General features: G+C 67.4%; 10 protein-coding genes. 5 read left to right on the forward strand and 5 right to left on the reverse strand.

The features are described from left to right. The first annotated feature begins 98 nt into the window (after nucleotides 1–98). Nucleotides 99–1,490 (forward strand): MFS transporter, encoded by a 1,392-nt coding sequence (locus AC3WRR_RS04815; RefSeq protein WP_081050134.1) that lies wholly within the window; start codon nucleotides 99–101, stop codon nucleotides 1,488–1,490. 66 nt (nucleotides 1,491–1,556) lie between these two features. On the opposite strand, the gene AC3WRR_RS04820 is transcribed toward AC3WRR_RS04815, so the two are convergent. The 3 genes from AC3WRR_RS04820 to AC3WRR_RS04830 form a co-directional block, all read right to left on the reverse strand. After that, complete coding sequence (locus AC3WRR_RS04820; RefSeq protein WP_010812783.1) at nucleotides 1,557–2,531, reverse strand: Bug family tripartite tricarboxylate transporter substrate binding protein; 975 nt, start codon at nucleotides 2,529–2,531, stop codon at nucleotides 1,557–1,559. 85 nt (nucleotides 2,532–2,616) lie between these two features. Next, nucleotides 2,617–3,429: an SDR family oxidoreductase gene (locus tag AC3WRR_RS04825; protein WP_010812782.1), complete on the reverse strand. Its 813-nt coding sequence runs from the start codon at nucleotides 3,427–3,429 to the stop codon at nucleotides 2,617–2,619. Between the two features lie 32 nt (nucleotides 3,430–3,461). Then, on the reverse strand, nucleotides 3,462–4,388 hold the full coding sequence (locus AC3WRR_RS04830; protein WP_010812781.1) for an IclR family transcriptional regulator: 927 nt from the start codon (nucleotides 4,386–4,388) through the stop codon (nucleotides 3,462–3,464). Between the two features lie 203 nt (nucleotides 4,389–4,591). On the opposite strand from AC3WRR_RS04830, the gene AC3WRR_RS04835 reads away from it, so the two are divergent. Beyond that, entirely contained in the window at nucleotides 4,592–6,691 is a 2,100-nt protein-coding gene (locus AC3WRR_RS04835; RefSeq protein ID WP_492296337.1) for a TonB-dependent siderophore receptor, read from the forward strand. Here the strand turns inward: AC3WRR_RS04835 and pdxR are convergent. After that, nucleotides 6,669–8,243, reverse strand: coding sequence for a MocR-like pyridoxine biosynthesis transcription factor PdxR (gene pdxR / locus AC3WRR_RS04840; RefSeq protein ID WP_492296339.1), 1,575 nt, complete (start codon nucleotides 8,241–8,243; stop codon nucleotides 6,669–6,671). The genes AC3WRR_RS04835 and pdxR overlap by 23 nt on opposite strands. 83 nt (nucleotides 8,244–8,326) lie before the next feature. Between pdxR and AC3WRR_RS04845 the strand changes: the two genes are divergently transcribed. Beyond that, nucleotides 8,327–8,950 carry an FMN-binding negative transcriptional regulator gene (locus AC3WRR_RS04845; protein WP_011617571.1) on the forward strand — a complete coding sequence of 208 codons (624 nt, stop codon included), beginning with the start codon at nucleotides 8,327–8,329 and terminating at the stop codon, nucleotides 8,948–8,950. Nucleotides 8,951–9,003: 53 nt separating this feature from the next. Continuing rightward, nucleotides 9,004–9,621 (forward strand): LysE family translocator, encoded by a 618-nt coding sequence (locus AC3WRR_RS04850; RefSeq protein WP_058696540.1) that lies wholly within the window; start codon nucleotides 9,004–9,006, stop codon nucleotides 9,619–9,621. A gap of 41 nt (nucleotides 9,622–9,662) precedes the next feature. On the opposite strand, the gene AC3WRR_RS04855 is transcribed toward AC3WRR_RS04850, so the two are convergent. Further along, nucleotides 9,663–13,229, reverse strand: coding sequence for an indolepyruvate ferredoxin oxidoreductase family protein (locus AC3WRR_RS04855; RefSeq protein WP_011617573.1), 3,567 nt, complete (start codon nucleotides 13,227–13,229; stop codon nucleotides 9,663–9,665). Nucleotides 13,230–13,348: 119 nt separating this feature from the next. Here AC3WRR_RS04855 and AC3WRR_RS04860 point away from each other — a divergent pair, with 119 nt between their 5' ends. Beyond that, nucleotides 13,349–14,284: a LysR substrate-binding domain-containing protein gene (locus AC3WRR_RS04860; RefSeq protein ID WP_081050135.1), complete on the forward strand. Its 936-nt coding sequence runs from the start codon at nucleotides 13,349–13,351 to the stop codon at nucleotides 14,282–14,284. Nucleotides 14,285–14,319: the final 35 nt, after the last annotated feature.

Genomic DNA, 14,319 nt, shown 5'->3' on the forward strand with positions numbered 1-14,319 from the left:
GCATCGCCACGCGGGACGATAATGGCAACGCTGCGCCATGGCCGTCCTGGCCATGCCTGAGCAATGCTGGCGCGGCATTGTCTTCAATGTCTCTCCCCATGCAGCCAGAACAAGGCCTTCCCCAGCCACAGCGGACCTGGGCGATCCTCACTGTTTTCTTCGGCCTGATCATGGCCGTGCTCGATGGTTCGATCGCCAACATCGCCTTGCCCTCGATCTCACGCGAGCTGCAGGCCGATCCGTCCAGCACGATCTGGGTGGTCAACGCTTATCAGCTTACGGTGACCGTGTGCCTGCTGCCGCTCTCGTCGCTGGGGGACATCCTTGGCTACAAGCGCGTGTACCGGGCGGGGCTGGCCACCTTCCTGCTGGGCTCGCTGCTGTGCGCGCTGGCGGTCAACCTGCCGATGCTGGTGGCCGCGCGCGTGCTGCAGGGCATCGGCGGCGCCGGCATCATGAGCGTCAACACGGCGCTGGTGCGCTTTATCTACCCGCCCACGCGCCTGGGCCGCGGCATCGGGCTGAACGCGCTGGTGGTCGGCGTGACCATCGCCGTGGGCCCGTCGCTGGGCGCGCTGATCCTGGCGGTCGCCAGCTGGAAATGGCTGTTCGCGGTCAACGTGCCGGTGGCCATCGTCGCGCTGGTGCTGAGCCGCACTTCGCTGCCCGCGACGCCGCCGCAGCCGCGCGAGTTCGACTACCGCAGCGCGATGCTGTCGGCGCTGGTGTTCGGCATGTTCATCCTCGGCGTCGACGGCCTGGGCCACGCCCGCTGGCGCATCGCAGGCGCCGCGGGCATGGCCGCCGCTGTGATGCTGGGTTGGCTGCTGGTGCGGCGCCAGCACGGGCGCCCCGCGCCGCTGGTGCCGGTGGACCTGTTTTCCAGCCGCTCCTTCACGCTGGCGGTGGGCACCTCGTTCTGCTCTTTCATGACGCAGATGCTGGCCTTTATCGCGCTGCCGTTCTATCTCGAATACCAGCTCGGCCGCTCCCTGCAGGAAACCGGCCTGCTGATCACGCCCTGGCCGCTGATGGTGGCGGTGATGGCCACGGTGTCGGGCCGGCTGTCGGACCGCTATCCGGCCAGCATCCTCGCCGGCATCGGCCTGGCCATGCTGGCGGGCGGGCTGGTCGGGCTGGCCACGCTGGGCCCGGACGCCGGCAGCCTGGATATCGTCTGGCGCATGGCGATGTGCGGCACGGGCTTCGGCTTCTTCCAGTCCCCCAACAACCGCGCCATGATCGGCGCCACGCCGCCCGAGCGCAGCGGCGGCGCCAGCGGCGCGCAGGCGACCACGCGGCTGCTGGGGCAGACCAGCGGCACAGCGGTGGTGGCGCTGCTGTTCAGCCTGACGCCGACCGGCGCGGCCCGCATTGCGCTGTATCTGGCGGCGGTGGTGGCGGCGCTGGGGGCCTTGATCAGCCTGAGCAGGTTGCGCGATGCCAGCGGCGCGGAACCTGCGCGGGGGGCGGTGGAGCCGGACGCCTGATCAGTGATTGCGTGCTCCCCTCTCCCGCAAGCGGGAGAGGGGAGCAAACCCTCTGGATTTAAAGGCCTACTCCGCCTTCGCCCCCGATTCCTTCACCACCCTCGCCCATTTTGCAATCTCCTGGCGCTGGTATGCCGCCAGTTTCTCCGGCGTCCCCAGGATCGGATCCAGCCCCAGCGTCTTCAGCTTCGCCTGCACATCGGGCAGCGTGAAGATGCGGTTGAGTTCAGTGTTGAGCCTGGCCACCACATCCTTCGGCGTATTGGCCGGCGCGAACACGGCGAACCATGAATCGGCTTCAAATCCAGGCAAGCCCTGCTCGGCCAGTGTCGGGATATCCGGTGCCGAGGCCGAGCGCTTCGCGCTGGTAATGCCCAGCGCGCGCAGCTTGCCCTCGCGCACCACGGGCAAGGCCGACGGCAGGTTGTCGAACATCATGGTGATATGGCCGCCGAGCAGGTCGGGGATGGCCATGGCTCGGCCCTTGTAGGGCACGTGCGTGATCTTGACGCCGGCCATCGAATTGAACATTTCTCCGGCCACGTGCGGCGAGGTGCCGACGCCGGGGGTGCCGAAGGTCAGCGCGCCGGGCTTGCTCTTCGCCAGTGCGATCAGCTCGGCCGTGGTCTTCGCCGGCACGCCGGGGTTGACCACCAGCACGTTGGGCGTCGAGGCGATCATCATGACCGGCGCGAAGTCCTTCACCATGTCGTACGGCATCTTGCTGTACAGCGCGCCGTTGATCGAGTGCGTGCCGACCGTGCCCAGTGCCAGGGTGTAGCCGTCCGCCGGCGCGTGCGCCACCGCCTCGGCGCCGATATTGCCGCCCGCGCCGGGCTTGTTGTCCACGATCACGGGCTGGCCCCACGATGGCGAGATCTTCTCCGAGACGATGCGCGCCAGCGTATCGGGCGCGCCGCCGGTCGGGAAGCCGACCACGATCCGGATCGGCTTGGCGGGCCAGGTTTGCGCGAGCGCGGGGGCCGCGCCGACCAGCGCGGATGTGACAAGCATTGCCGCGGCAAGGGTGCCGAAACGCATGGGTGTTCCTCCTGTTGCCGGCGGCTGCGTGGCCGCCTGCTATGTGAAGACGGCGGCCACTGCCGCCGTCTGAACCTGCTAAGCTCTATACCGCGATGCCGCCGAACTCCTGCATCACCTTGTCATGCAGGCGCCGCATGCCGCGCAGCCAGCGGTCATAGTCCTGGCCCTTGCGGCGATAGTACTCAAGCACCTCCGGGTGCGGCAAGATCAGGAAGCGCTCATCGGCCACCCCTTCCAGCGTCACCGCGGCGACGTGCTCGGCGGTGACCGAGCCTTCCTGCAGGAAGCCCTTGCGCTCGCCCTTCTCGCCGAACAGCATGTTGGTCTGCACGCCCTGCGGGCAGATGCAGCTGACCTTGATGCCGCGGTCGCCGTAGGTGATCGACAGCCACTCGGCAAAGCCGATGGCGGCGTGCTTGGTCACCGCATACGGCGCCGAGCCGATCTGCGACAACAGGCCCGCTGCCGACACCGTGTTGATGAAGTAGCCGTCGCCGCGCTCCAGCATCTGCGGCAGCACCGCCCTGGCCGCGTGGATATGCGCCATCACGTTGATTTCCCAGATACGCTGCCACTCGTCGGCGCTCGCATCCAGCCCCTTGCGCAGGATGATGCCGGCGTTGGAACAGAAGATGTCGACCTGGCCAAAGCGGCGCGTGGCCTCGTCGGCCAGGCCCTGCACGGCGGCGGCATCGGCCACGTCGACCGGCTGGGCGAACACCTGGCACGCAGGCGCCGCGGCCTGGACCTCGGTGGCAACGGTGGCGGCGCCGGCCGCGTTCAGGTCGGCCACGGCCACGCCGCGCGCGCCGGCCTGCGCAAAGGCCAGCGCCAGCGCGCGCCCGATGCCGGTGGCCGCGCCAGTCACCACGACGGTCTTGTTGCGTACTTCCATGGGTTGTCTCCTCGTTGAATTCAGTGCCCGCGTCATGCGTTGGACGCGTGGGTATGGGTATCAGGGTCTGGCTGCGCGGAAGCAAAGCGGGCGGTCGCGCGCGCGCCGCCGGGTTGCCACAGCCGCGCCTGCAGGGTCTCGGCCAGTTCGCGGATGCGCGGGCCCAGGTTGCTTTCCAGGATCTCGGGCGACAGCCGTGTCGCGGCCCCGCCGATATTCAACGCCAGCACCTCGCTGCTGCCCGCCAGGCGCAGCGGCGCGGCGGCGCCGCTGACGGTGCGGTCCCATTCGGCATGCGCCACGCAGAAGCCGCGCCGTGCGTAGTCGCGCAGCGCACGGTCGATGCCGGTGCGCACGGCGGGCCAGCGCGAGCCATAGTGGCGCGCCAGTTCGGCCAGCGCGGCCTCGCGGTGATCGGCATCGAGCCCCGCCAGCCAGGCGCGGCCGATCGCCGAGGTGGCCATCGGCAGGCGCGCGCCCGGCGCCAGCCGGATCACCAGCGCCCCGCGCGGCTGGCAGCTTTCCAGGTAGACCATGGCGTGCCGGTCCGGCATGGCCAGTGCCACCGTGCAATCGGAGGCAAACGCCAGCGACTGCATCAGCGGCTGCGCGATCTCGCGGATGCCGGCGCCGCCTACATAGCGGTGGCCCAGCACCATCGCGCCCTGCCCCAGCCGGTACTTCTCAGTGGCTTCGATGTAGGTGAGATAGCCGAGCGTGGCCAGCGTGTAGGTGAGCCGCGACACGGTCGGGCGCGGGATGCCGGTGCGCCGCGACAGCTCGGCGTTGCCCAGGTAATCGTCCTGCGGCCCGAAGGCGCGCAACAGCTCCATGCCGCGTGCCAGCGCGGTGACGAAGTTGCGGTCGTCGGCGCAGGCATGGCCCGCCTGCGCGTCGGCCGGCACCAGGACATGTGCGGCATCGGGCGGCGGGGTTGGAATGGTGGTGGTGCGTTTCATGGGCAGGCGGCCGGGAAGAGAACATTGATAGCAGCAACGGGGCTGCGCAGGGACCGCTATGTAGGGAAAGCATGTGCCATAGAAACGGCGTTGATGGATACGAATCAAAAAGTTAGTACGGCTTTTGCCGGACGAAATTCTTGTAAATACAAACCATTCTCATTTATGATGCGCCACTTTCGTCGTTTTCACCTTGCGCCCTCATGCTTGTCCGCCGTCTTGCCATACCCGCCGCCGTCAGTTGCCTGCTCCTGCCTCCCGTCGTTTCCCACGCCGCCGAAGATCCCGCCACGCTGCCATCCGTGACGGTCAGCGCCGCCGCCGACGGGCAAACTGACGTAGGCTTCAGCACGCGGCGGCCGGCCGGAGTGACCAAGTCGGATCAATCCGCGGCCGACGCCGCGCAGTCGATCACCGTCATTACGCGTGACCTGCTCGACAGCCAGCAGGCACAGAACCTCAGCGACGCGCTGCAGAACTCAGCCGGCGTGGTCACCAACGTCTATGGCAGGCGCGGCTGGGACGACTTCATCATCCGCGGCCAGCGTGCATCGGAATCGATCTTTGCCGACGGATTGCTCGTCGACAGCAACAACCGCGTGGCGCAGGAGCTGTTCGGCGTGGAACGCGTGGAAGTGCTCAAGGGACCGGCCTCGATCCTGTTCGGCGCGGTGCAGCCGGGCGGCCTGGTCAACATGGTCAGCAAGCGCCCGCGTGCCGAACTGTTCGGTGAACTGGGCCTGACCGTCGGCAACTACGGCTTCCGGCAGGCGACGGTCGACGTCGGCACGCCGCTGGCCAAGGACAGCAAGGCCGCGTTCCGCCTGAACGCGCTGATGATGAACAGCGACGATCCGACCGACTACGTCTGGTATCGCAACCGCTGGATCGCGCCATCGCTGACGCTCGACCTTGGCACGCGCACGGACTTCACGATCCTGGCCAGCCACAGCCAACGCAACTACGTGCGCCAGCAGGGCCTTCCAGTGAATGGCACCCTGGTGCCGAACCGCAATGGCGTGGTGCCGAGCAACCGCTTCATCGGCGAGCCGAATGCGCCGTCTTATGACGGCGAGCAGAACCGCATCGGCTACGCGCTGACGCACCGCTTCGACTCCGGCTGGACCTTGAACCAGAACCTGCGCTACCAGACGTCGTCGCTGACCGGCACGCTGGTGTCGGCCGGCACCATGGCCGTCAACAGCCAGGCGATGAACCGCAGTGGCACGCAGCAGAGCTTCTCGGGGGACTCGTTCGGTGTTGACACTAACGTGCAGCGGACTTTCGCGTTCACGGGGCATGCCCACAGCGTGACCTTTGGCATCGACTACCGCCATACGAAGGAAGACCGCCTGCAGAAGACGTGCCGCGTGGCAGCGCTGAACGTCTACAACCCGGTCTATGGCGCCAGCATCAACTGCCCGTCCGCCTATAGCCTGGACGCGACCGATACGCTAAACGCGGTTGGCCTCTACCTGCGCGACCAGATCCGTATCGCAGAGCGCTGGACCGTGACCGGCGGCGTGCGCTACGAATCCGCGCAGACGAGCACGAAGGACCGGCTGGCGCGGTCGCGAACCGGCAACGACGACAACGCCGTCACCGGCAGCGCGGGCGTGATGTACGACCTGACGCACTGGGCGCGTCCGTACCTGAGCTTCGCCACTTCGTTCCTGCCGAACGCCGGCACCGACGTCAACGGCGCCACGTTCAAGCCCGAGAAGGGCCGCCAGTACGAAGTGGGCATCAAGTTCGACATGCCGGACAAGACCGGCCTGCTGACCCTGGCCGCGTTCGACCTAACCCGCACCAATGTGCTCAGTACCGATCCGGTTAACACAGGCTTCAGCGTGGCCGTGGGCGAACAGCGTTCGCGCGGGCTGGAAATGGAGCTGACGCAGGATCTCGGCAATGGCCTCAGTGTTTCGGGCGCCTATGCCTATATCGCAAGCGAAGTCACCGAAGACACCACGGCTGCGAACGTCGGCAAGCCGCTCAACAGCGTGCCCCGGCACAGCTTCTCGGTGTGGAGCCAGTACCGCTTCCGCGGCGCGCTGGCTGGCTGGTACGTCGGTGCCGGCGTGCGCGGCGAGAGCGCCAAGCGCGGCTACAGCTTTAACTACACCGTGCCGGGCTACACGGTGGCCGATTTTGCCGTCGGCTACGTGGCATCGCACTGGCGCGCGGCGTTCAACGTCAAGAACGTGTTCGACAAGATGTACTACGCGGGCGGCCTGAACAACAACGTGCTACCAGTGGGCAATCCGCGGGTGGCCATGCTCAACGTGACGATGAACTATTGATGCAGCCCCCGCCTGGAGCCTCCTGACCAGTAGTCAGGCGGCCATCAAGCTGATGTGGCTGGCCTTGCGCCCGCCCCATCGCCGCAATCACCGCCCCTAAAATCTGCATCCCCCGCTGAATCTGCTCCACCGTCAAACTCGCATAACCGAGCACCAGCCCGGCCGCTCGACGCTGTCCGTGCGGCCGGGCCCCTGCAAACAACGGTGATACCGGGTAGACCCCCACATCCTGGCTGCGCGCAGCGGCCACCAGCGCTGTCTCGTCGCGGGGCCGCAGCGACGGCAACCACAGCACCACATGCAGCCCCGCCGCCGTACCGCAGACTTCCGCGTCCGCTGGCAGGAAACGTGCGACGCCATCCAGCAAGGCCGCTCGCCGGCGCTCGTTTTCCCGGCGCATGCGCCGCACATGGCGTTCGTAGGCACCGCTTTCGATCAGCGCTGCCAGCACGCGCTGCTCCAGCACGGGCGCATGGCGGTCGGCCAGCCGCTTGGCCTGCCGGAACACCGGCACCAGCTCAGGCGGCAGCACCAGGTAGCCGAGCCGCAGTTGTGGCGACAGCGCCTTGGAGAAAGTGCCGACGTAGATCACGCGGCCGTCGGTGTCGATCGAGCGCAGCGTGTCGATCGGGCGCTGGCCGTAGCGGAACTCCCCGTCGTAGTCGTCCTCGATGATCCAGGCGTCGTGGCGCTGCGCCCATTGCAGCAGCTCCAGGCGCCGGCCGATCGGCAGCACGCCCCCTAGTGGGAACTGGTGCGACGGTGTCACGTACACCAGGCGCACACGATCGTCCTGGGGAAGGCTGGCGGTATCCAGGCCATGCCCGTCCACCGGCGTGGCCTGGCACCTGGCGCCGGTGGCTTCGAAGCAGCGCCTCGCCATCAGGTAGCCGGGATCTTCGAAGGCAAAGGCGTCGCCGGCATCCAGCAGCAGCCGCGCGCACAGGTCGATGGCCTGCTGCGAGCCATGCACCACCAGAACCTGCTCGGCCTCGCAGGCCAGTCCCCGGGCACGCCGCAAATAGCCCTGGAGGGCGCGTCGCAGCGACGCCTCACCTTCTGGCGGGGCGTAAGACAGGCTGTTTTGCTGGCGCAGCAGTTCGGCCTGGTAGGCACGCCGCCAGGCCAGGGTTGGGAAGTCCCGCGAAGCCACCGCCCCATACAGGAAGTCGAAACGAACCGGTTCAGCCTGCAGCAGTGCCGGCATGCCGAGTCCCGCCACGCGGCGCCCGAATTCGGACAGGGTTGGGGCGGACCTGGCGCGCCGGCCTGCGCTGATCCCGGCTGGTGCCGGTGCCGCCAGGGGGCTGGCGATTCGGGCCACGCGCCCCACCGCAGTGACGAGGAAGCCCTCGGCAGCAAGTTGTTCGTAGGCGGCGGTGACAGTGGTACGCGACACCCCCAACTCGGACGCCAGCGCCCGTGTGGACGGCGCCCGGGCGCCCGGCGGCAGGGTGCCGTCCGCGATCTGGGCACGCAGAAGATCGTAGATGCGGCGCCCCGCGCCCGTGGCTCCGGCACGGGTACCGGCTGGCTGGCGTGACTGGCCCATAAAGAATCATGAAAACCGGACCTTCCGATTGTGCCAGTTGTCGGCGACAGTATCGAGCATTCCATCGCTTCCGATTCCCCACCATGTATATTCCTGCTCACTTTGCTGAAAACCGGCCAGAGGAACTGGGCCGCATCATCCGCGAGCACCCGCTGGGGATGCTGGTTACGCAAGGCAGCGCCGGACTGGATGCCGACCACATCCCGTTCGAGTTCGATCCCGGCGAGGGAACCCACGGCGTGCTCACAGCCCACGTGGCCCGCGCGAACCCGCTCTGGCAGCGTTGCCCCACCGGCTCGCCGGTCATGGTCGTGTTCCGGGGCGCCGAGGCCTATATCTCGCCCAACTGGTACCCGAGCAAGCATGAGGCGCACCGCCAGGTGCCGACCTGGAACTACGAGGTGGTGCACGCGCACGGCACGATCACCGTGCATGACGACGAGCGTTTTGTTCGCCGCCTGGTTGCGCGCCTGACACGGCGGCACGAGGCAGCCGAACCCAGGCCCTGGAAGATGGGGGACTCCGCGCCGGAGTACATCGACAGCATGCTGCGCAACATCGTGGGCATCGAGATCGCCGTCACTTCGCTGGTGGGCAAGGTCAAGGTCAGCCAGAACAGGGAGTTGCGGGATCGCCTCGGTGCCGCCGACACCCTGGAGGCGCGGGGGTATGGCGAACTTGCGCAGTCCATGCGCAAGGCTGGTTGAATTGCCCCCGGGCCCGCGCTCAGTTTTTCCTCACCATTGACGAATACCCCGCCATGTCATTCATCCCCTTCCTGATCGCAGCCATCGTTCTCGCCATCACCCCCGGCCCGGCCATCGCCTATGTCGTTGCACGAACGGTGGCTGGCGGCCGATCCGCAGGCCTGGCTTCATGCTTCGGCACCGCCCTCGGAGGCTTGCTCCATGTGCTCGCGGCAGCCTTGGGCCTGTCGCTGGTCATTGCCCAGTCGGCCGTGGCATTCAACCTGCTCAAGTATCTGGGTGCTGCTTATCTGGTGTACCTGGGGATTCGCATGCTGATGCGCAAGCAGGCGCCGGTCACGCTCGAAACCATGCCATCCAGAGGTGCGCGCCGCGCTCTGGTCGAGGGCATCATGGTCGAGGTCCTGAACGTCAAGACGGCGCTGTTCTTTCTGGCGTTCCTGCCGCAGTTTGTCTCGGCGAGCGAAGCTCTGGTGCCGCAGTTGGTGCTGTTGGGCTGCATTTGCGTCGCGCTCAATACGCTGGTCGACGTTGTTGTCGTGTTTGCCGCGCATCGTCTGCTCAAGTCCGGCGCCGCCCGCGAAGCTCGCGCCCGCTTGATGACCCGGATGTCGGGCGTGACGATGCTGGGCCTGGGCGCCTTTCTGGCGCTCGCCCGGCGCGAAGCATAGACAGGGGGGCGGTTCGGCGCAGGGCTCGAACCGCCCGCCCCTCAAGCAGCAGCCCGCCGGGCCGCGCCGCGATACTGCGCCAGCAACGCGTCCCGCCGTACCGCCGCCGCATCCATGCTGGCCTCCTTCACGTGGCCGTAGCCGCGGATATCCTCCGGCAACGCGGCAAGCGCCAGCGCGGTGTCGACGTTGTCCGCGCTCAGGGACGCCGCGAACTCGTCGACCAAGGCCAGATAGTCGTTGACCAGCGCCCGCTCGGCGCGGCGCTCGGCAGTCTTGCCAAACACATCGAACGCCGTGCCACGCAACCCCTTCAGGCGCGCCAGCAAGCGGAATGCCGTCATCGTGCGCGGACCGAAGCGGCGCTTGACCGGGTGGCCCTTGTCGGTCTTGGCCAGCAGCGGCGGCGCCAGCCAGAAGTTGAGCTGGTAGTCGCGGCCAGGCTCCCCTTCAAACTGGGCGCGCAGCTTGTCCAGGAAGGCGGGATCGGCGTAGAGGCGCGCCACCTCGTATTCGTCTTTGTAGGCCATCAGCTTGGCCAGGTTACGGGCCACGGCCTCGGTCAACGGCAGCTTGCGGTCGATGCCCAGTTGCTGCTCCGCGGCGCGGATGCGCTCGACAGCCTCGCGGTAGCGGGCGGCATATGCAGAGTTCTGGTATTCGGCCAGCATCGTCTCGCGCTTGCGGATCAGGGTGTCGAGCGCCTGCGGGATTGCCACGACCTGTGCGGCCGGGGCCGCCGGAGCACCCGGCAAGTGCGCCTTGACCGCCGCCTCGCCATGGTGCGCGAGATACCGCCCCCATTCGAATGCCAGCCGGTTCTTGTCGATCGACACTCCATTGAGTTCGATCGCGCGCAGCAGGCTTTCACGCTGCAGCGGGATCCAGCCCTTCTGCCAGGCAAAGCCGAGCAACAGCGGGTTGGAGTAGATGGCGTCGGCCAGCAGGGTCACCGCCCATGCGCTGGCGTCGAAGAATGCGCAGGCATCGCCCACGCTGGCGCGCAGGTCCTGCTCGGCGCTGGCACCGGGGAACTTCCACTTCGGGTTCTTGATGAATTCCGCGGTGGGCGTGTTGGCGCTGTTGACCACGGCGGCGGTCAGGCCATGCCGGACCTTCGACAACACCTCGGGCGACGCCGAGACGATGGCGTCGCCCCCGATCACCAGGCGCGCCTCACCCGTCGCGATACGCGTCGCGTGCAGGTCGTCCGGGCCCGGTGCGATCTGCACGTGGCTGATCACAGCCCCGCCTTTCTGTGCCAGGCCAGCCATGTCGAGCACGGTCACGCCCTTGCGTTCAAGGTGCGATGCCATGCCCAGCAGGCCGCCGATGGTGACCACGCCAGTGCCGCCCACACCGGTGACCAGCACGCCGTACGGCCGCTCCAGGGCCGGCAGCCGCGGCAGCGGCAGCGCCTCGAAGTCGGCGCCGGTGCCTTTGCCACCCGCTGCCGCGGGCTTGCGCACCTGCGCCCCCTCGGCAGTGACAAAGCTCGGGCAGAAGCCGTTGACGCAGGAGAAATCCTTGTTGCACGACGACTGGTTGATCTTGCGCTTGGTCCCGAGTTCGGTCTCCAGCGGCTCCACCGACAGGCAGTTGGACTTGGCCGAGCAATCGCCGCAGCCCTCGCAGACCGCGTCGTTGATAAAGGCGCGCTTGGCCGGGTCAGGATAGGTGCCGCGCTTGCGGCGGCGGCGCTTCTCGGTCGCGCAGGTCTGGTCGTAGATCAGGATGGTGACGCCCGCGGTATCGCGCAGCTCGACCTGGACGGCGTCGAGCTGGTCGCGATGGAACACAGTCACGCCCGACGGCAGCATGGCGCCGTCGCCATACTTCTGCGGCTCGTCGGTGACGACGACCAGCTTCTTCGCGCCCTCGGCCAGCACCTGGTGCGCAATCTGCGGCACCGTCAGCACGCCGTCGATGGGCTGCCCGCCGGTCATTGCCACGGCGTCATTGAACAGGATCTTGTAGGTGATATTGGCCTTGGCCGCGATCGATGCGCGGATGGCCAGCAGCCCCGAGTGGAAATACGTGCCGTCGCCCAGGTTGGCAAACACGTGCTTGTCGCCGGTGAAATGCATCTGGCCGGTCCAGGCCACGCCTTCGCCGCCCATCTGGCTGAAGGTGTCGGTATTGCGGTCCATCCACAGGGTCATGTAGTGGCACCCGATGCCGGCCAGCGCACGCGAGCCCTCCGGCACGCGCGTGGACGTATTGTGCGGGCACCCCGAGCAGAACCAGGGCTTGCGCTCCACCGCGATGCGCGGCTGCGCGGCCTCGCGCTCCTTGGCCTCGATCAGCGCCACGCGCGCGGCAATGCGTGCGCGCACCGCTTCCGGCAGGTCAAAGCGTTCCAGCCGGCGGGCGATGGCCTTGGCGATCAGCGCCGGCGACAATTCATAGTGCGCGGGCAGCAGCCAGTTGCCACGCGGCACCGACCACTCGCCGCCATCGTTGCCACGCTGGTCGAACTTGCCGAAGACCTTGGGCCGCACATCCTCGCGCCAGTTGTACAGCTCTTCCTTGAGTGCGTATTCGAGGATCTGCCGCTTCTCTTCCACCACCAGGATCTCTTCCAGGCCGGTGGCGAACTCACGGGCGCCGTGCGCCTCCAGCGGCCACACGCAACCCACCTTGTAGACGCGGATGCCGATGCGGGCGCAGGTGTCATCGTCCAGGCCCAGGTCTGCGAGCGCCTGGCGCACGTCCAGGTACGCCTTGCCGGCAGTCATGATGCCGAAGCGCGCGTTCGGCGAATCGAGCACGACGCGATTGAGGCGGTTGGCCCGCACATAGGCCAGCGCCGCATACCACTTGTGGTCAAGCAGCCGCGCCTCCTGCTCCAGCGGGGAATCGGGCCAGCGGATATTGAGTCCGCCCTGCGGCATGACAAAGTCCTGCGGCAGCGCGATCTGCACGCGCTCGGGATCGATCTCGACCGAGGCGGTCGACTCCACCACGTCGGTGACGCACTTCATTGCCACCCACAGGCCGGAATACCGGCTCATGGCCCAGCCATGCAGGCCGTAGTCGAGGTACTCCTGCACATTGGCGGGGTACAGCACCGGGATGCCGGCGGCCTGCAGCACGTGCTCCGACTGGTGCGCCACGGTGGAGGACTTGGCGGCATGGTCGTCGCCGGCCAGCAGCAGCACGCCGCCATGGCGCGACGAGCCGGCCGAATTGGCGTGCTTGAGCACGTCGATGGACCGGTCCACGCCCGGCCCCTTGCCATACCACATCGAGAACACGCCGTCGCGCGTGGCGCCGGGGAACAGGTTGACCTGCTGGCTGCCCCAGACGGCGGTCGCGGCAAGGTCTTCGTTGACGCCGGGCTGGAACACCACGTCGCTGGCCGCCAGGTGCTGCTTGGCCTTCCACAGGGCCTGGTCGACGCCGCCCAGCGGCGAGCCGCGATAGCCCGAGATAAAGCCGGCGGTGTTGAGGCCGGCGGCGCGGTCGCGCGCCTTCTGTAGCATTGGCAGGCGGACCAGGGCCTGCACGCCGCTCATGTAGACGCGGCCCTGCTCCAGGGTGTACTTGTCGTCCAGGCTGGCGCTGGCCAGGGCTTCGAGCAAGGCGGGGTTCAGCGGGGCATTCACGATCTCAGTCTCCGTGCTTGTTCTCTTGTATCCGGAGCAGTTTAGAAATCCGTGCCGTCATCGTAAAATCATGAATTCAAACACCTGATATCTGAAAAACGGATAACCCGGAGATTCCCATGTCCAAGGCGCGCGAAGGCTCGGAAAGACTGGCCAAGGAAGTCACGCTGAGGCAGTTCCGCTACTTCGTCGCGGCCGCGGAGACCGGGCAATTCTCGATGGCCGCGACCGCCGAGCATGTCTCGCAGTCGGCCATCACCAATGCCGTGCTGGCGCTTGAGCAGCGCCTGGCGGTGCGCCTGTTCGAGCGCCGGCCCCATGGGGTGACGTTGACGGCAGAAGGCCACCTCTTCTTCCAGCACGCCCGCCAGATCCTGGATTCGGTCGAGGATGCGCTGCGCGAGCCGCGCTTCCAGGTGCACGGGTTGCAGGGCAGCGTGCGCCTTGCCGCCTCCTATACGGTGCTGGGCTACTTCCTGCCGGGGCTGCTGGCGCGCTTTCGCACCAACTATCCGGACATCGAACTGGATCTGCTCGACATGGACCGGCCCGATATCGAGCGGGCCGTGCTGGCGGGGGAGATCGAGCTGGGCATCGCGCTGCTGTCGAACCTGGAGCGGCCCCAGCGCTTCCAGCGCCATACGCTGATGCGATCCCGGCGCCAGTTGTGGACTTCGTCCAGCCATCCGCTGCTGGCCGTCGAGCGCCCTTCGCTGCGCGATATTGCGGCCTATCCGTATATCCTCATCACCGTGGACGAGGCCGAGGAATCCACGCTGCGTTACTGGCGCAGCCACCGGCTCGCACCCAAGGTCGCATTCCGGACCGGCTCGATGGAGGCCCTGCGCGGGCTGGTGGCGCATGGCTTCGGCGTCACCGTGCTGTCCGACATGGTGTATCGCCCGTGGTCACTGGAGGGAAAGCAGATCGAGGCCCGCCCGATTGCCAATGCGGTGCCGGACATGGAAGTTGGCATGCTGTGGCAGCCCGGGCGCAAGCTGGGCAAGCCGGCGGATGCGCTGAGGGAGTTCCTGATTCACGCGTGCGGGAGCTGAGGCGGGACATTCGATTGCCCGCGCCCTTACAACAA

Source organism: Cupriavidus sp. FW305-3-2-15-C-LB2, from assembly GCF_058787575.1.